Here is a 17815-nt window from a genome sequence, read left to right on the forward strand (position 1 = left end):
CAACGCTTGCGGCAATTTCAGCCCGTATCGCTGGTGTAGTACGAGCATTCTTATGTAAAGCTATATCATTTCATGGCTCTCCCGGATGGCCTGAAGGATTCTATCAGCTCTCTCATGACAGCTCGCGCCATGAACAGCGGATAACGAGTTTTATCTATATAATCATCCGGGACTGAACAGATAACTCTTTAACTTCGGTACTAGGGTATCCAACTATTTGGTTCCACTTGTTGTAGTAGCCTATGGCAGGCCTTGCACGGTAAACTCCAGCCATGATGGAGTATCTCGTTCAGATTATTCTACTGCTGGCCGTTGCCATCACTGTGGTGGTAGTTTTTCAGCGGCTGCATATCCCCACCAGCCTGGGTTACCTACTGGTTGGAATCCTGCTGGGGCCCCATACAGCTGGGCCTGTGGTCTCCATGCCCGGGCTGGAATCGCTCGCGGAGTTCGGTGTTGTTTTCTTGTTGTTTACCATTGGGCTCAACTTTTCCCTGCCGCAAATGGATGCGCTGAGAACCCGGGTTCTCGGACTGGGTACCGGGCAAGTCGTGCTTACCACCCTGGTGGTGGGCGTTGTTACCTGGCTTGCCGGGCTTCCCATCATTGCAGCATTCGTGTTTGGTGCGGTGTTTGCCCAGTCCTCCACCACTATTATTGCCAGCCTGCTCACTGAACAAGGTGAGGTAAATACGCCCCACGGCCGTCTGGGTCTGGCCATGTCAGTGTTTCAGGATGTCACTGCCGTTCCATTTCTGGTGGTGATCCCGGTTCTAGGTGTATCCGTGGCCGCCGATGTGCTGGCTGGATCCCTGGCTCTGGCTTTTGCCAAAGCGGTGTTGGCTTTCATTCTGGTGTTCATCGTCGGGCGCTGGCTATTATCCCCATTTTTTCAGATTATTTCTGAACGCAGGTCAGTTGAGGTATTTACGCTGGCCGTGTTGCTGGTGGCCCTGTTTGCCGCATGGATTACTAACAGCTTGGGCTTGTCACTGGCCTTCGGTGGATTCCTTGCCGGCCTTGTTCTGGGTAAAACAGAGTTTCGCCATCAGGTTGAGTCTAGTATCAGCCCGTTCCGGGATGTGTTGCTGGGCCTTTTCTTTATTGGTATTGGCATGCGTTTCAACCCGGTGGCGATACCACCTATCTGGCAGTGGACACTGCTAGGTGCCTTGCTTATTTTGATCAGCAAGATCCTGATTGTTGCCGCGTTGGTACGCGGGATTGGAGTTGATGCCCGAATGATGTGGCGCACGGGACTGATGTTGAGTGTGGGTGGTGAGTTCGGGCTTGCCCTCATTGCAATTGCACTTGATTCTGGTGTGATTGACATCGGGCTTGGTCAGATCGCGATATCATCCGTACTTCTGTCGATGGTTTTGGGTGCTGTGCTGATCCGCTTCAATGATGCCATCGCTACTTTCTTGACTAAGACTCCACCGCCATCTGATGAGGAGGCAGCCGAGTTGCCGCAAGCGGCCGAGCGTTCCGTGATAATTGGTGGCTACGGGCGCATGGGGCGTACGATTGCTATTTTATTGCATGCATGCGGTATACCGTTTGTGGCGTTTGATACGGATCCCCGACGGGTGGCCCTGGGCCGGGCGGATCGACATGCGGTTTGGCTCGGTGATATTGCCGATCCCATATTACTGGCCTCCATTCGGGTGGAGCGGGCGTCTCTGATCGTGCTGGCAGTTGATATCAAGAGCACCGCATTAAGTGCCATGATCTATATAAAAAGAACCAGTGCCCATGTTCCGGTGATTGTACGGGTACGGGACCTGGAAACCAGCCGGCATTTGCTAGCGGCCGGTGCTGCCCATGCTTACCCGGAAACAATTGAATCGAGTCTGAGCCTTGGGGTGACAGCGCTGCGGATGCTCAATGTTGCGGCCGATGAAATTGAGGAGGCCGTTCAAAATCTGAGAAACCGAGGTTATCAGCCCGTTGTGGAAGATGAAAAAAAGAGGTTGTGAGAGCGTTCATACTTCACCACACAGCCAACGGGTGAGGTGTGTTGTCAAAAATGGAGTCCATGTGTTTAAGCGGCGATCAGATTTGCATAACATTGTTATTTAAATTCTACTGGCGATAGATAACCGAGTCTTTCCTGTTTTACTTGTAATCGTATTCTGAATTTCCGATGCTGTACCAATCCGGTTTCGAAGATTCTCCAGAAGTTTCCGCTAGGGGCGTTGACGCTCCTATGTCAAGTAATTGTGGCCGCATCTGACAAATCTGCGAGAATAAGCGGATACAGTTCACGAATAATGTACCGTTTCAGACAACGCTGAATTTCCTTATTTGACATCCCTTGAGCTGTACGTCGTGTCACATAGGTTTAAGTTCTCGGCTCACTGCGCATGCGTACCATCGCGATGATCCATAGCGCATTGTTTGCAGACCGATCACCTCCTCAATTTAATCGATGGCGGATAGTCTTTCCCGAAGACGCCTGCAATGGACTTGCTCCGCATAATGCAGCTAATGCTGCCTCATTTCTCAAACGTTCTGGATTGTCTCCTGCTACAGCAACAAGTACCGCTGCCGTTTGTGGCCCGGCTCCAAACTGGCTCCGAAGACGTTTCGCCGACTGACTCGTCAAATGATCAAGCGTCGCATCAAGTTCTTTTAGTTCTGCTGAAAGCATTAACCAGCGCCTGGTCAACAAACAAAGTGTTGCATAATGTTTTAAGCAAAACACTGCCATCTGCCTTTCAAAGTCGCGCGCAGCCCGCTACGCACTGTTCCGGTTTGGTTTTCCAGAGCCGTTCGCGCATATCATCTGGTGCGCTGATTAATAGCGATCTGAGCTGATTTATTGTTTGCGTCCTCGCCTTGACTGCACTACGCCTGACAACCGATAACATACGCAGTGCCTCAGCTACACCCGACTGTGACTTTGGGACTGCTGTTGCGTTACCAGAAAGAACTGCTCGTGCTGCACTTTCAGCGTCAGTCGGATCAGACTTCCCTTGAAGTCTACGCCTGGCACGATCAGGACGATTTATTTCCCATACCTCAATACCCTCCTCGCGCAATAGGTGGGTAAGACCAGCGCCATATGTTCCTGTTCCTTCAACACCTGCACGTTGTATATTTCCAAGAGAACGTGCCCATGTTAGCAATTTTAGATAACCTGCTCTATTAGTCGGTATGGAGGTAAGTGTACCTATCACTTTACCCTGGTGGTTAATGACTACACCAACATGTGTATCTAAATGGGTATCAACGCCAAGAATAACTTCATTCTGAATCAATGTGCCGTCCATATTTTATACTCCTCAGTCAGGATTGGCGCATTACCAACCCACTTACCGGACAGGACACTCACGGTGCAATTCAAAGCTCCTATTAGGTCACATGTATTGGGCCCGGCAACGCTCGGGGAATGCCTGGGCCAGATCGACAGGTCAACGCAAAGGCACTACTTCGCCAATCCCAACACAGGTCAGATCAAGCCAGGCATTCCATACCATATTAAACTGAGTATCCCAGCAATCTCCCTTGCCACTCATGGAGGCGCGACCAAACCAAATTGTTTTAATATGTGCTGGTCATCATGTGAGCAATATTGGCTACCACGATCCAAGTGAAGAATTAAGCCTTGCTCCGGAAGTTTTTCATCAATTGCACGGAACAACGGAACAGTGCCCGGATAACCAGATTCGATCTCATCTAGTCACGCAGGTGACCAGCTGGCCCGCGGGCTCTTGGCAAACATTTGATCTACCAGTATGAGCCGATTACTTTTCTTTTACTGGGCCCGATTCAGTTTGAGGTGAGTGTAAGAACCACATTCGTTACAACGACCAATTCCAATAACGCACTCAATTACCAGGACATTTATCATGCACAACATCGTTCAAGACTCAGTCAAAGATTATTACAGTCGCCAATTACAGCATACTGGTGATCTCAAAACCAGTACCTGCTGCGATATCAGAGAGATGCCAGCCTGGCTCAAGCCTGTGTTTGAGCTCATCCATCCGGAAGTGCTATCGCGCTATTACGGCTGTGGCCTGGTTTGTCCGCCCTTGTTGGAAGGTTGCCGAGTGCTCGATCTCGGATGTGGCTCAGGACGCGATGTGTATGCTCTGGCGCAACTGGTAGGACGGACGGGCGAGGGGATCGGCATCGACATGACTGACGAGCAACTCGCTGTAGTCGTAAAACACAAGGCTTTCCATGTGCAATCCCTCGGTTACGATAATGTGCGCTTTTGCACGGCTATATTGAGCGCCTGGATGAACTCAGCCTGGAACCGGGTAGTTTCGATGTGATCGTCTCCAATTGTGTCGTCAACCTGTCGCCTGACAAGGATGCGGTACTGCGCGGTGTGCAATACCTGCTGAAAGACGGTGGCGAATTCTACTTTTCGGATGTGTACGCCGACCGACGCGTGCCGGCAGCAGTACGCGACGATTGCACGGGTGACGAGGCGTATCCAGTTTGAAACGACAGACGTGCTCGATCCCGATCTAGACGTGCGGGCACTGCGCCGGCGCATTGGTATGATTTTCCAGAAACTGAATCCATTTCCGCTCTCAGTCCTCCGCAATCTGGAATTACCTCTGCGTGAACACGGCGCGCACCACCGCGAAGTGCTGAATCAAAAGATCGAAACTGCGTTGTGCGATGTTGGCCTGTGGAATCAGGGGTGTGACCGGCTCAACTCCTCAGCACTAGCGCTCTCTGGTGGCCAACAACAGTGTGGTTATGCATTGCCTGCGCATTGGTGCTGGAGCCATCGGTTCTGCTGTTTTTCAACCATGCAAAAATATTTTCTACCAAGTGTCGGTAATCACAATCGCAAGGAGGATTGTTCAGGCAGCTTTGGTGAATATCAGGTCGCGGATGGTGTGGCCGAGCTTCATGCCACGTTGCTCGAATTTGGTCAGTGGCCGGTATGCGGGGCGGGGGGCATAATAGTCAGCGGCAGTATTGATGAGCCGCTGCTCGCTGCTTAAAACATGCAGGCTATGAATGGCGTAGTCTTCCCAGTCGGTGGCGATATGCAGATAACCACCAGGTTTCAGCCGGTTACACAGCAGCGAGACAAAATCCGACTGGATCAGGCGGCGCTTATGGTGGCGTGCCTTGGGCCACGGATCCGGGAAAAAAATGTGGATCCCATCCAGTGATTCACCAGCAAGCATGTGTTGCAAAACCAGTTTGGCATCATGCGGAATAATCCGCAGATTGGTCAGGCCGTGTTTCTCGATACGATCAAGCAGGCTGCCAATTCCGGGTGCATGAACCTCAATGGCCACAAAATCTTTTTCCGGATGCTGGGCAGCAATCTCGACAGTGGTTTCCCCCATGCCTGATCCGATTTCCAGAATTTTTGGTGCGGTACGTCCAAAAATCGAATCGAGATCAATCGGGTTTTCCGAGAATGGAATACCGTAACGCGGCAGCAGGGATTCGTAAGCGTGCCGCTGTGCATGGGAAAAATACCCCTGGCGGAGCACATAGCTGCGAATAGGAGGGTGAGAAGACAAAAATCGGTTTCCTGAAGAAGCGTTGCTGCAGCTTAATTGTTTGCAGCAGAATGCGGCGATCCGGTAATCATGCCTTCTGACGGGGAGCTTGGCGTGGCCTGATAAATTTTCTTCGGCATGCGTCCGGCCAACCAGGCTTCGCGTCCTGCTTCAACTGCTTTGCGCATGGCCGAGGCCATCAGTATCGGGTTGCGGGCGCTGGCTACAGCCGTATTCATCAGTACACCATCACAGCCGAGCTCCATGGCAATGGCGGCATCCGATGCAGTACCGACGCCAGCATCAACGATAACCGGCACTTTGACCTTGTCAATGATGATCTGCAGATTCCAGGGATTCAGGATGCCCATGCCGGAACCAATCAGCGAGGCCAGTGGCATGATGGCGGCACAGCCGATATCCTCCAGTTGTCTGGCGACGATGGGATCATCCGATGTATAGACCATGACATGGAAACCATCCTTGACCAGAATTCTGGCTGCTTCGAGCGTTGCCACCACATCGGGAAACAGCGTTTTCTGATCGCCCAGCACTTCCAGTTTAACTAACGCATGTCCGTCGAGCAGTTCGCGTGCCAGGCGTAGCGTGCGAACGGCGTCTGCTGCCGTGTAACAGCCGGCGGTATTGGGCAGGAGCGTAAATTGTGAGGGAGGCAGTACATCCAGCAGGTTGGGTTCATCGGGATTCTGCCCGATATTGGTACGACGTATGGCTACGGTGATAATTTGTGTGCCACTGACATCAACTGCAGCGCGGGTTTCAGTAAAATCCTTGTATTTTCCCGTCCCCAGCAGTAAACGGGAAGTATAACTTTTACCAGCAATGACGAGCGTGTCCATAAGTGTGTCAGTGGTTGTTTTGTGTTAGTTGGGGACAGGATCAAAGCAAATTTTAATAATCAGCCCCCACCAACTGCCACAATAATTTCCAGTTGATCCCCATCATTGAGGATTTGTTCGGGAAAACTGCTGCGGGGGATGATTTCACCGTTGCGTTCAATGGCTATGCGCTTGTTCTGCAGCGACAAGTGTTCAACCAGTTGCTGTATATTCAGCGGGCCATCATAACTTTGTTGCTGTCCGTTGATTATGAGTTGCATAATATTTAAAAAGTACCCAAGGTAAGGTAGACTTTAAACCAAGCAATCCATTCTAACATGCGGGTGTAGCTCAATGGTAGAGCAGAGGCTTCCCAAGCCTACGACGAGGGTTCGATTCCCTTCACCCGCTCATCCAGAGACTGACAACCCACGTTAATTTTATCTGTCAGAATTATCCGGTTACCGAGAGTGATTCTTTAACTATTACAAAAATTCAGAAACCCCGATGACTATTCGTTTAATCAGACAGATCTTGTACATCTTGTCTGCAGTTTTGCTGCTATTGCCTTATGGTGCCACCTGGGCAGAAAAATCTGCCGAGACCCCGGATTCCCTAAAAATTCTTGGCTGGGTTGAATTTATCCGCCTGGAACCTTGGGGAATCAAGATGCCTGCACGAGTCGATACCGGCGCTAATACTGCTTCCATGAGCGCTCGCGATATTGAGGTATTCAGAAAAAATGGCAAGCCATGGGTTAAATTTACCTTTGATTTCAGGAAGGGTTCCGGGGAACGCTCTGTCGAGATTGAGCGCCCGTTGACCCGGATGCTTAAAATCAAACAGCACGACGGACCTTCTCAGGAACGCCCGGTGATTTCCATGGAGATCTGTCTGGCAGATGAGGTTCGGGAAACCGAGTTTGATTTGATTGATCGCCGTGCCTTGAATTATCCGGTATTGCTCGGGCGCAAGGCGCTGGCCGGTTATGCACTGGTTGATCCTGCGCGTGCCTATCTCACCAAGGCAGTGTGCGGTCACGTCAAAAAGAAAAAGAAGAGTGATGAACCAACTGATTCCAGGCAGCCTGAATGAGAAAACTGCATCTTTATTTGCTGGCTTTCATACTGTGTTTCATAGGACTGGGACTGGCCTATTACAAGGTTGCTGTAATTGGCCTGCCTTTGACTGCTTCCGAACAGGCAGAGGTATGGGATATTGAAGCGCGTATCAGCTTTCGCGCCAAATCTGACAGCGCGATCAAGGTAACCCTGCCGCTTCCGCTTAACCCTCCCGGTTATTCCATTCTTGATGAGGATTTTGTCAGTGCGGATTATGGGCTGGCAATCGAGCAGGATAATGCCGGTCGTGTTGCGCACTGGGCTAAACGAAGAGCGCAGGGTAAGCAGTTACTGTTTTACCGGGTTGTATTATTTGAAAACGAGGGAGCTGTACAAAAACCGGATGTGGTGCCAGTTTATCCGAAGGCCCCGGAGTATCCGGAAAACCTGGCCCCGGTGATTCAAGGACTGTTGGATAAGGCACGTCAGCAATCTGCCGATACCGTTTCTTTTTCGCAGCGTGTGATTGAACAGTTGAATGCAGCAGCATCCATGACGGAGCTAAAATTGCTGCTGAAGCATATCAACCGGACACGTAATTTGGCAAAAAATCTGAGCTGGATACTGGCCGGCGCTCGTATTCCTTCCCGTATCGTTCGCGGCCTGCGCCTGCAGGACAACAAAGAATATTCGGAGCTGGAGCATTTTCTGCAGGTTTATGATGGCAAACAGTGGCGTTCACTGAATATCAAGGATGGACAGGAAGGATTGCCGTCGAATTTCATTGTGTGGCAGATTGACGATGATCGAGCCTTCTCAATTGAAGGCGCTACAGAATCGAGCATTCAATATACTGTTGCCAGTGCATTACAGGAAACCATCAATATTGCCGGCTCCCGTTCGGCGGAAAGAGGTTTCCATCTGATGGATTTTTCACTGTACTCGTTGCCGGTGCATGTCCAGAATGTGTACAAAGTGTTGCTGATGATACCGCTGGGCGCTTTAGTGGTGGTATTCATGCGCAACATCATCGGAATCCGGACGTTTGGCACGTTCATGCCGGTCCTGATCGCACTGGCTTTCCGCGAAACAGAATTATTATGGGGCGTGATTCTGTTCTGTCTGATTGTCGGTCTCGGATTGCTGTTGCGCGCCTATGTTGAACAGTTGAAACTGCTGCTGGTACCTCGCCTTGCAGCGGTGTTGACCATGGTGGTGTTACTGGTCGCTGGTGTTAGCGTGGTCATGCACAAGCTTGGGCTGGAGACCGGGTTGTCCGTGGCCTTGTTCCCGATCGTTATTATGACGATGACAATCGAGCGTATGTCACTGACCTGGGAAGAGGCTGGTCCAGCTGAAGCATTCAAGCAGGTTTCAGGCAGCCTGCTGGTAGCGGTGATAGGTTATCTGGCCATGAATATCAATGAATTTCAGTACATGTTCTTTGCCTTTCCAGAACTGTTGCTGGTAGTGTTGGCCATAATCCTGCTACTGGGGCGCTACTCGGGCTACCGACTGATGGAACTCTGGCGTTTCCGTGCATTTGCGCGGAACAAGCCGTAATATCATGTTTGGAATCTGGGAAAGGCTCAAGCAGAGCGGAGTCGTTGGTATGAATCAGCGCAATGCTGATTTTATTCTGCGTTATAACAAGCGCTCGCTTTATCCGCTGGTGGATGACAAGTTGCGGACCAAATATTTGGCGACAGCTTCCGGTATTGCGGTACCCGAGCTGTATGGCGTGATTGAAATCCAATATGATGTCAGCCGCGTTCCCGAGATCGTCAAGGATCATGAAGATTTTGTGATCAAACCGGCGCATGGTTCGGGAGGCAGTGGTATTTGTGTCATTACCGGGCGTCTCAATAATCGTTACCGGCAAAATAATGGTGACCTGCTGACCGGGGAAGATATCGAATATCATATTTCCAACATACTCAGCGGCCTGTACAGCCTGGGTGGCCAGCCCGATCAGGCGCTGATTGAATACCGGGTCAAGTTTGATCCGCTGTTTGAGGAAGTTTCCTACCGTGGCGTGCCGGATATTCGCACCATCGTCTTCAGAGGAATTCCAGTCGCTTCCATGGTACGCTTGCCAACCCGCATGTCGGATGGCAAGGCCAATCTTCACCAGGGTGCAGTGGGTGCTGGTATCGATATGATGACCGGCTGTACCACCCATGCTATCTGGCAAAATTACCCAATTGAACAACACCCGGATACCGGTGTTGCCATCAGTGGACTCAAAATTCCTCACTGGCATAAATTGCTGACACTGGCAGCGCAATGTCATGAGCTGGTCGGACTAGGCTATCTGGGGGTGGACGTTGTGCTCGATCGGGAATTGGGCCCACTGGTACTGGAACTCAATGCACGCCCCGGTTTATCCATCCAGATTGCCAACCGCAGAGGTATGAGCCAGTTGCTGGAAAAAATCGCCAAACTGAAAGAAATTCCTACCTCGGCATCAGCCCGTGCCACACTGGGACAACAATTGTTTCTGGAAAATCAGACTTGATGTTGCGAAAATTTATCCGTTTGAATATATCCCATTTTATATCCCATTTCAGTGGTCTGTTAGGGCTTTAAACACATATGACAGACAACATAGTAGTTAACACCAAAGCGGCCCATATAAATATGGACCCAACAGGAAGAGCTGTTTACATTAATTGTTAAAGATATGCAGCTCACTAAATTTGGTAATACCGAAATTACAATATCGGACTAAACAATCTGGCGACAATGGTCCCGGTACGGATGTACCATGGCCGCAGCCGACCATGACTCGCATTCATGTTATCGGAAGCTGCGAAATCTTGTTCCAGCATTTGTGCTGCCTCCTGAACAAGACCGGGATCTGCTACCGCCAGCATCAGTTCGAAATTCAGGTGCAGAGAGCGATTGTCCAGATTAGTTGATCCGATCAGTACCAGATTGTCGTCCGCCAGAATGCACTTCTGGTGCATGAATCCTTCGGAACAATAACGGTATACCGGAATGCCCAGTGATTCGAGTTGCTGTTCGTAATAGAAGCCGGCAAGGAACACGAGCCAGGAGTCAGCCTTTTCGGGAATCAGAATTCTCACATCGATGCCTCTTGCCCGAGCCATCGATAGCGCCGTAATGCAGGAATCATCCGGGACTAAGTACGGAGAACTGATCCACAGCCGCTTTCGAGCGCAGCCGGCAATGGTAGCGAACATCATGGTAGCGCGCATACGGTCGTCTGTCGGGCCGGTCGCGCACACCGCCGCCATTCCATGCTGATCACCCGAAACGACTTGTACTTCGGCAGTCGTGCTCCAGACAGCTTCCGGCAGATCCCGTCGAGTGGCCCAATAGTAATCACTGGCGAATACGGCTTGAATTTTTCGGGCAACTGCTCCGTCAACATGAATTGCCGTGTCCCGCCAGCGAGGAGCCCAGGAGATGCGACCAAGATATTCGTCACCGACATTCAGGCCACCTACGATCGCTCGCTGCCCATCGATCACGACGAGTTTACGGTGGTTGCGAAAGTTCAATTGAAAACGATTGGCCCAACCCTGACGCGTATTGAAAGCCAACACGTCCACACCGGCATCGCGGACCCGCTGCAACCATGTCTTTGTCAGTTTCGTGCAGCCGATTTCGTCGTACAGCAGACGCACAGTGACTCCGGCCTGAGCGCGTTTGCATAAAGCTTCTGCAAACTCACGGCCAATATTGTCATCTCGGATAATGTAAAATTCGATATAAATATAGCTTTTTGCGCTGTGGATCTGTTCAAACAACGTGTTAAAAAAAGACTCGCCATCAATCAACAATAGAAAAGTATTGTTACAACTCAATGGTGTATCAAGAACGTCTGCTAGAACGTCCAACGGCGACTCGCCCGTTGCACTGCCGGCGTTTCTGTCCGTCATCAATTCACGATGGACCGCTTCGACGGAAGCTTGGTGCTGCTCACCCACCTGCCGAATGGCGTCTCGATAACCTGCAAACTGTTTCTGTCCGAATACCCAGTACAGCGGTAGCGCCAAAATCGGCATCGCGACGAGGCCAACAGCCCACGCGACGGCCGCCTGGGACGTTCTAACTTTGTTTATCGCATGCCAGGCTGACGCAATGCCAAGCAGTTCAGTGGTTGTGACAAAGATCATGACCACGGTAGTCTGCGATTCACTTAGCAGATTCAGAACGACGTCCATTCAGATTTGGTTCCTTTGCCTTTTATTGATTAACACCCGGAAGATTCCGGCTTATCCAGCAAGTGCGTACTTTGTGGTAAAAATGTTGAAGAAAGTAGATTTGAGGCTGAAATTGTCTCTGAATTTTAACCATGAAGCTTTTTCAATATATTCACCAGTTTTCTATATCGCAACCTTTGGCATAGTTGATGATTTTTATCAAAGTACGCATTTTATTGTGGACATCATAATTGTTTCAATACAGAAAGATAAATGGCGATAAAAGTGTTCGGTTTATCTAAAGCCAGAAGTACCCCAAGCACGAAGTGCTACTACTACTGGAGCAGTTTCATGCTCTGACTGAAATGCTGCGTTCTGGACTGGAATCATGCGACCGATAGCTTGGTAGTGCTGGTTGCACCGGGGATATTCACTTTTATCATCCGCCGCGCCCGGTGGCCATCAGCTTCCGCCCTCAGCCATGGATACGCATCACACAATCAGCCGACTGTTTGTTACCAAATTTTGGGACTGATGCAGCTGTTTGAGGACAACCTGACAGCCTGATTGAAGTTTTTCCCGTAGGCGGCGCAGCCAGTAAACTCTTGTGCCTGGCCTTGTGCGATATCGAGAAAAATGGGAGGTGCCGCCTGTAACCCGGAGATTTATTTGCGTTTCTTTATCAGCTGGCGGTGATTTGCAGTGGCCACCAGTTGCCGAACGGCCAGTAACCGTACAGGTAGATCCAACCGGTTATCGCGACTTCGATACCGACAAAATATGTCATCGCGATAGTCATCCCCATGAGTTTGGTGTTGCCCTTGGTCATTATTTGGTAGAACAGGTACCAGAGAATGCCGTATGTGATCCATTCAAAGGTCCAGCCCAGATCTCCATCCATAAAAGCCTTGATGGCATAAGACACAGTCGTGAATGCAACCAGCAGGCAGTAATACCCCAGCGCACGCTGATCTTCAGCGCCGCGAACTGCGTTGATACCGACCCACAGATAGGTCATGGCGAACAGCAAACCTCCGGCGGACAGCGGAAAATTGTTCTGTACCAAACCGAAATAAAGTGCGCCAATAGTGGCGAGGATCCCAACTAGCAGGTTGAAGATTCCAACATCCTTGGTATCCACCTTGCCCTGTAGCCATATAGCGTTAACAATAAGGATAAATCCTATGAACAGTAGTGGCACACCTAAAAAATCACCAGCCATCTTTAATCCTCTTTAAACTGAATTACTATTACTGCTTTCATTATTCCACCAGCCTAGCAGTAGTGCCCAAGGTCTGGTCAAATTTGTTTGGCAGGACGCCGTTGATGCCGTAAATGATGAAGTTCACCACCTCGACGGATGCATAACATAATTCCCAATCTGTTGACTATTGTCAACGGCGATTTAAAACCGATACACCGCCATTACATTCGCATACTACTTTGACAGTTTCTTAAAAAAACCAGGTATCAGAGGCCCGTATCCGGGCTGGCTGCAACGCATGTCCAGGTATGCCGATTGTTGATACCCAGAGTGTAAAAAATACGGATACCACCGAGGAAAAAGGCTACGATGCAGGCAAGAAAGCGTCCGGAATCAAACAACATATTGCTTGACACCTTGGGATTGCCCCACGCCATTGCAGCAACAACCTTGCAGACGTTATCAATCGTTAAGAGGACACTATTGTTGCATTAACGCCAAGCATCCTGACTGTCCTGCGTATTGAGCATGCTTACTGATTCTGGCTACACAGCTCAACCATTTACCGAGGCAGTCAGGTTTGTTTGGGTGAGGTGGTCGCGAGATCGCCAGGAGAAGTAAACTGCACACTTTTACAGTCATTTCCAGGTGCTGGATTATGAAACGAATTTTTCATGGTCGGAAAAATGTCGGCGATTATGGAAGAGCTGCGAGCGAAAACGCAATACCAGCCTGCAATTTGTCCACCTGGCACTTTTAACGCTATTGCCCAGAAGAGCATAAACAGGTTCATAGGCGTGGCTCGCTTCGGAGACCATAGCTTATACCCTGCAAAATATCCAGCACCAACGCGCGGGCTGTCCAACTGATCTCACCTTCCATTTTGATGCTCATGGTGTCTTTTTTCCATTATCATCTGCACAGGTTTTTACTGGATCGTTACACACACCCATCATCAATATTGATGAATGCCAATTACTTTCTTGAGATTCGACCTATCATTAATTGACACAAAGACAGCTTTTATTTTTCTCAAGGCAAAGAAATCTTAAAAAACCCTGTTACATTCCCATATTCTTTAGTTTGTTTTACAAAATCCTCTTCATTGTTGGTATTTTATAATCTAACGTATTTTTTATAAAAAATAGTATTGACGATTTAAATTCAGGTTATCGTGACTGTAAGATCTGTTTATCTATTCATGCTGCAGCACTTCAAAGCTGTTTTTTAATTCCATTTTTGAAAGGTTCCACAATGAATTCTTTGAACCATGACTACCCAGACGTTCTGCTGCATAACAAGGAGGTGCCTTGTCTGTCGCTGTACCAGACGACGCACCGGCTGCATCCCGACAACGTGCAAGACCCGATCCGCTTTCGCAATCTGGTAAAAGAGTTGGAAGAGTCGCTGCGCCAGAAGTACCCCAAGCGGGAAGTGATGCCGCTGCTGGAGCAGTTTCATACTCTGGCCGACAATGCTGCGTTCTGGAACCATACGACCGATGGCTTGGCGGTACTGGCTGCACCGGGGATGTTTCGTGTCTATTGTCTGCCACGCCCGGTGGCCGATCTGGTCGTGGTGGCCGACAGTTTTCATACCAAGCCATTGATGCGCATCACGCAATCGGCCGACCATTACCAGATTTTGGGACTGAGCCGCAGTAGCTTTAAACTGTTTGAGGGTAACCGCGACAACCTGGTTGAAATGTTTCCTATGGAAAGCGGTGCCTGGACGGCGGAAGGAATGCTTGGCAAAGACCCAGGCGCCCGCGAAGGCGCGCACCGCGCTTATGGCCCTACTGGCGGCCATGGCCCTACTGGTGGCTCTGTATGGTCAGGCACCGACGTCAAGCAGAACCTGGTCGACCGCGACACCGAGCAGTTTTTCCGTGCTGTCGATCAGGCTGTAATGCATCGCTATGACAAGTCTAGCGGAATGGGCTTGATCCTGGCCGCGCTGCCTGAGCATCACAACCTGTTCCGCTCGGTCAGCAAAAATCCGCAGCTGCTGAAAGATGCTCTGGACGTGCACCCCGATGCCATGTCGATCGACGCGCTGCGTGAGCGCGCATGGCAATTGATCCAGCCACAATACCTCGAACGCCTGGCGGGCTTTGTCGATTCTTATGGCGTCGCTAATGGCAGGGGTCAGGGCTCTGACTTGCTGGACGACATTGCCAAGGCTGCCGTCGAAGGGCGCGTGGCCACGCTGTTGATCGAAGCCGACCGTATCGTTCCGGGCCAGATCAACGTTGCCACCGGCAGGGTGACTGTTGGCAAGCTGGATGACCCAGAGGTAGATGACCTGCTGGACGATCTGGGCGAACTGGTGCTCAAGACTGACGGCGAAGTGGTGATAGTGCCTGCTGAGCGCATGCCTACCAACACAGGTGCAGCAGCAGTTTTTCGTTTCTAAACGGCAAGACGCCCGAGAGGATATCACCCGGGCGTCTTTGCTGCGGATTGAGTAGTATCTGTCCCGGATGATTGTATGGTTTTTATGAAAGAGATGGGGGATGAGTTTTATGCCATTCTTTCATGGCCTGCATTGGAGCTTTACTCTTGAGGGCAGACTGCGGTAGTTGCGGGTTTACAGGCTGACATAACGTATCAGGGTCTGTTCCAGATCTTCAGCGCTATTGAATCGATGTTGTCTTGAGTACGTCAGCAATACGCCCATTGAAACGTTCGACTATCCCATTGGTTTGCGCAGTGCGTGGCCGGGTCAGGCGATGTTCGATACCGAGTTCCTGGCACAGCTGGTCAAACTGATGATTGCCACTGGGATTACGTTCACGGCTGGCAAACAGTCTGTCAGTAAATTCCTTGCTGTTGTCTGTCAGCATACGAGTAATCCTGATCGGACGGGCATTGTGCAGCGCCTTCAGAAATGCTCTGGCACTGGCTGCGGTTTTGTTGGGTTTGATGGCCACATACACCCAACGTGTGGCTCTGTCTATCGACACAAACTGTGGCTTTGCACTTGACGAATATTTGTGACAGAACTCCTTTTATCAACCAGCTCAGGCTGGTCGATAAATGAAATGCCGGTATCTATGGATTATTTCCGCTTGTTGTCGACAAAAAGAAGCGCGTCGATCATGCGGGCCGAATAACCCCATTCATTGTCGTACCACGAGATGGTCTTGGCCATATGTGTGCCGATCACCATGGTCGCTCTCGAATCGAAGATCGATGAATGAGGGTCGTTCATCATGTCTGTCGAGACGACCGGGTCTTCGGTGTAAGCAAGGATGCCGTTCAAAGTCGTTTGCGCGGCTTTTTTCATTGCAGCGTTGATGGATTCGACCGTCACAGGCTTTTCGAAGGTCGCGACAAGATCAACGCACGAAACATTGGGTGTTGGAACGCGAACCGACATGCCGTCGAGTTTGCCTTTGAGCTCAGGCATCGCCTTGGTCACGGCAACGGCTGCGCCAGTGGTGGTGATGACCATGTTCACAGCGGCTGCGCGAGCACGGCGGAAGTCCGACTTATGCGGTGCATCCAGGAGGCCTTGGTCGTTTGTGTACGAGTGAATTGTTGTCATGAGGCCGTTCTGAATACCGAAGTTTTCATGCAGGACCTTTGCAACTGGAGCCAGGCAATTGGTAGTGCAGCTCGCGACGTCGATCACAGTCATATCAGGAGTGAAACCTTCTTCGTTCACGCCCAACACAAAAGTCATGTCGAGGCCCTTGCCGGGAGCCGACATGAGCACAAATTTTGCGCCAGCTTCGATGTGTTTCGAAACCTGCTCTTTATTGCGGAAAATACCCGTGCATTCCAGCACATAATCCACACCAAGATCGCCCCATGGAATATTGGAGGGGTCTCTTTCAGAAAAAACGCGTATCTTGTCACCGTCGACGCTGATCAAGTTTTCGGTGCTGCTGACCACGCCCGCGTATTTGCCATGCGTTGAGTCGTACTTAAAGAGGTACGCAAGCTGCTCGGCGCTTGTCAGATCGTTAATTGCGACAAGGTCGACGCTAGGGTTCTGAGCCGCAATGCGTGCAACGCAGCGACCGATTCGTCCGAAGCCGTTGATACCAATTTTGATCGCCATGATGTCCTCGTGCTGGTTAGGTGTATAGGAAAAATAAACGGTTCTGTCGCATTAGGCGCAAAACGCATATTTTGGATGAGCTGACATGCCATCCTCTTAAACTAGCAGATTTTTATTCCGCCAGTGTATAAAACTGCTTAGTAACTCAGTAAACTTCTTCCAAATTTTATGCCTCTGGCCGTTGTCACTATTGCTTTATCTCCACTATTCCTCCCGCCCGTGCTATTCCGCTCATGATTCTTCCAGTGTGGTTACGTATTTGTACCACTTCTCCTTCGGCAGCAGCAGCGAGTGCTTCACCTTCCGTGCTGACAGCAAATCCTGCTCCAGTTGCGGTGAGCCGTATTTTCTGTCCACGTGTGATGATATGTGGAGCGCGTAGCTGGTGTGTGCGTATCGGCTGGCCGGAAGCAAGAAAGGTTACCGCCACCTTGCCGACTACCTGATCAGGATCCGTGACTGCCCCAGCGGGGATGCGCACGAGATCGACTTCCTTGCTCACAATATCCTGTGTATCCACTAATTTTCCCATGTTGATGGGCTGTGCGGCGTGTATGACGTTGGCAATCACTTCGATTTCAACCGGCACATAAAGCGTCCAGGCAGCTTCATCCTGACAACGCACGCCAACTGAGAATTTTCCCCATAAGCGTCCGCCTGGCGGCAGAAAAGGCTGAAGCTGGTTACACGGACGTAATGTCTGACGTGAATCCAACTGGTTTGTCTTGATGATGACCCTGCCGGGCAGGTGACGGGTTTCCACACGCACAAAATCATTGATTATCTTGTGTATTGTTTCTGTAGGTAAGTCTTCGCTGGCGATTGCCGTTGTAGGGAGCAGGAGGCTGCATACGAGTATGATCAATAAGGGTTTTTTGTTCATGTCCGGTATGGTTGGCTATCGGGATTGACAATCAGGACGGTCAGTTTTTGCCGCTGGCGGCAATTTTTGCCGCTGGTTCAGCATGGTATCGCCGCAATTCCC

General features: G+C 50.4%; 14 protein-coding genes, 1 tRNA gene and 5 pseudogenes. 9 read left to right on the forward strand and 11 right to left on the reverse strand.

Annotation, left to right across the window (positions count from 1 at the left end):
- The first annotated feature begins 272 nt into the window (after nt 1-272).
- The gene (locus tag ABF86_RS06505) at nt 273-1979 is read left to right on the forward strand and encodes a cation:proton antiporter (protein WP_074685461.1); all 1707 of its coding nucleotides are present in this window, start codon (nt 273-275) and stop codon (nt 1977-1979) included.
- A 440-nt stretch (nt 1980-2419) separates the two neighbouring features.
- On the opposite strand, the gene ABF86_RS12540 is transcribed toward ABF86_RS06505, so the two are convergent.
- From ABF86_RS12540 to ABF86_RS12815, 3 genes and pseudogenes are all read right to left on the reverse strand, one after another.
- Nucleotides 2420-2713 carry a transposase gene (locus ABF86_RS12540; protein WP_204987573.1) on the reverse strand — a complete coding sequence of 98 codons (294 nt, stop codon included), beginning with the start codon at nt 2711-2713 and terminating at the stop codon, nt 2420-2422.
- Nucleotides 2714-2720: 7 nt separating this feature from the next.
- Entirely contained in the window at nt 2721-3275 is a 555-nt protein-coding gene (locus ABF86_RS12545; RefSeq protein ID WP_204987574.1) for a transposase, read from the reverse strand.
- Nucleotides 3276-3494: 219 nt separating this feature from the next.
- Nucleotides 3495-3637, reverse strand: a pseudogene (locus ABF86_RS12815) (IS3 family transposase); the annotation flags it as partial.
- 316 nt (nt 3638-3953) lie between these two features.
- Here ABF86_RS12815 and ABF86_RS06515 point away from each other — a divergent pair.
- A pseudogene (locus tag ABF86_RS06515) lies at nt 3954-4459 on the forward strand (methyltransferase domain-containing protein).
- 370 nt (nt 4460-4829) lie between these two features.
- Here ABF86_RS06515 and trmB read toward each other — a convergent pair.
- Genes trmB through thiS form a run of 3 tightly spaced genes read right to left on the reverse strand, consistent with a single transcriptional unit; the run spans nt 4830 to nt 6606 of the window.
- The gene (gene trmB / locus ABF86_RS06520; protein ID WP_074685457.1) at nt 4830-5507 is read right to left on the reverse strand and encodes a tRNA (guanosine(46)-N7)-methyltransferase TrmB; all 678 of its coding nucleotides are present in this window, start codon (nt 5505-5507) and stop codon (nt 4830-4832) included.
- A 32-nt stretch (nt 5508-5539) separates the two neighbouring features.
- Nucleotides 5540-6346 (reverse strand): thiazole synthase, encoded by an 807-nt coding sequence (locus tag ABF86_RS06525; RefSeq protein ID WP_011633447.1) that lies wholly within the window; start codon nt 6344-6346, stop codon nt 5540-5542.
- 59 nt (nt 6347-6405) lie between these two features.
- Nucleotides 6406-6606, reverse strand: a complete 201-nt coding sequence (gene thiS / locus ABF86_RS06530; protein WP_011633448.1) for a sulfur carrier protein ThiS — start codon at nt 6604-6606, stop codon at nt 6406-6408.
- A 59-nt stretch (nt 6607-6665) separates the two neighbouring features.
- On the opposite strand from thiS, the gene ABF86_RS06535 reads away from it, so the two are divergent.
- From ABF86_RS06535 to ABF86_RS06550, 4 genes are all read left to right on the forward strand, one after another.
- Nucleotides 6666-6736, forward strand: a tRNA-Gly gene (locus ABF86_RS06535).
- 96 nt (nt 6737-6832) lie between these two features.
- Nucleotides 6833-7420 (forward strand): RimK/LysX family protein, encoded by a 588-nt coding sequence (locus ABF86_RS06540; RefSeq protein ID WP_011633449.1) that lies wholly within the window; start codon nt 6833-6835, stop codon nt 7418-7420.
- Nucleotides 7417-8949, forward strand: a complete 1533-nt coding sequence (locus tag ABF86_RS06545; RefSeq protein WP_011633450.1) for an inactive transglutaminase family protein — start codon at nt 7417-7419, stop codon at nt 8947-8949. Before ABF86_RS06540 ends, ABF86_RS06545 begins: the two co-directional genes overlap by 4 nt.
- Before the next feature lie 4 nt (nt 8950-8953).
- The gene (locus tag ABF86_RS06550; RefSeq protein WP_041353649.1) at nt 8954-9904 is read left to right on the forward strand and encodes an alpha-L-glutamate ligase-like protein; all 951 of its coding nucleotides are present in this window, start codon (nt 8954-8956) and stop codon (nt 9902-9904) included.
- Between the two features lie 196 nt (nt 9905-10100).
- Here the strand turns inward: ABF86_RS06550 and cls are convergent, their stop codons facing one another.
- Both cls and ABF86_RS06560 read right to left on the reverse strand, forming a co-directional pair.
- Complete coding sequence (gene cls / locus ABF86_RS06555) at nt 10101-11579, reverse strand: cardiolipin synthase (protein ID WP_083341461.1); 1479 nt, start codon at nt 11577-11579, stop codon at nt 10101-10103.
- Between the two features lie 661 nt (nt 11580-12240).
- The gene (locus tag ABF86_RS06560) at nt 12241-12780 is read right to left on the reverse strand and encodes an AmiS/UreI family transporter (protein ID WP_011633453.1); all 540 of its coding nucleotides are present in this window, start codon (nt 12778-12780) and stop codon (nt 12241-12243) included.
- A gap of 230 nt (nt 12781-13010) precedes the next feature.
- On the opposite strand from ABF86_RS06560, the pseudogene ABF86_RS12820 reads away from it, so the two are divergent.
- The 3 genes and pseudogenes from ABF86_RS12820 to ABF86_RS06565 all read left to right on the forward strand — a co-directional run.
- A pseudogene (locus ABF86_RS12820) lies at nt 13011-13218 on the forward strand (transposase); the annotation flags it as partial.
- A gap of 204 nt (nt 13219-13422) precedes the next feature.
- Nucleotides 13423-13545: pseudogene (locus ABF86_RS12825) on the forward strand (IS5/IS1182 family transposase); the annotation flags it as partial.
- A 471-nt stretch (nt 13546-14016) separates the two neighbouring features.
- Complete coding sequence (locus ABF86_RS06565) at nt 14017-15177, forward strand: hypothetical protein (RefSeq protein ID WP_074685455.1); 1161 nt, start codon at nt 14017-14019, stop codon at nt 15175-15177.
- Nucleotides 15178-15259: 82 nt separating this feature from the next.
- Here the strand turns inward: ABF86_RS06565 and ABF86_RS06570 are convergent.
- From ABF86_RS06570 to flgA, 3 genes and pseudogenes are all read right to left on the reverse strand, one after another.
- Nucleotides 15260-15730: pseudogene (locus ABF86_RS06570) on the reverse strand (DDE-type integrase/transposase/recombinase); the annotation flags it as partial.
- A gap of 92 nt (nt 15731-15822) precedes the next feature.
- A complete protein-coding gene (gap, locus tag ABF86_RS06575; protein WP_011633456.1) occupies nt 15823-16830 on the reverse strand; it encodes a type I glyceraldehyde-3-phosphate dehydrogenase in 1008 nt (335 codons plus the stop codon).
- A 187-nt stretch (nt 16831-17017) separates the two neighbouring features.
- A complete protein-coding gene (gene flgA, locus ABF86_RS06580; protein ID WP_074685453.1) occupies nt 17018-17713 on the reverse strand; it encodes a flagellar basal body P-ring formation chaperone FlgA in 696 nt (231 codons plus the stop codon).
- Between the last annotated feature and the right edge of the window lie 102 nt (nt 17714-17815).

The organism is Nitrosomonas sp. GH22, assembly GCF_009833115.1.
Taxonomy (GTDB): domain Bacteria; phylum Pseudomonadota; class Gammaproteobacteria; order Burkholderiales; family Nitrosomonadaceae; genus Nitrosomonas; species Nitrosomonas eutropha.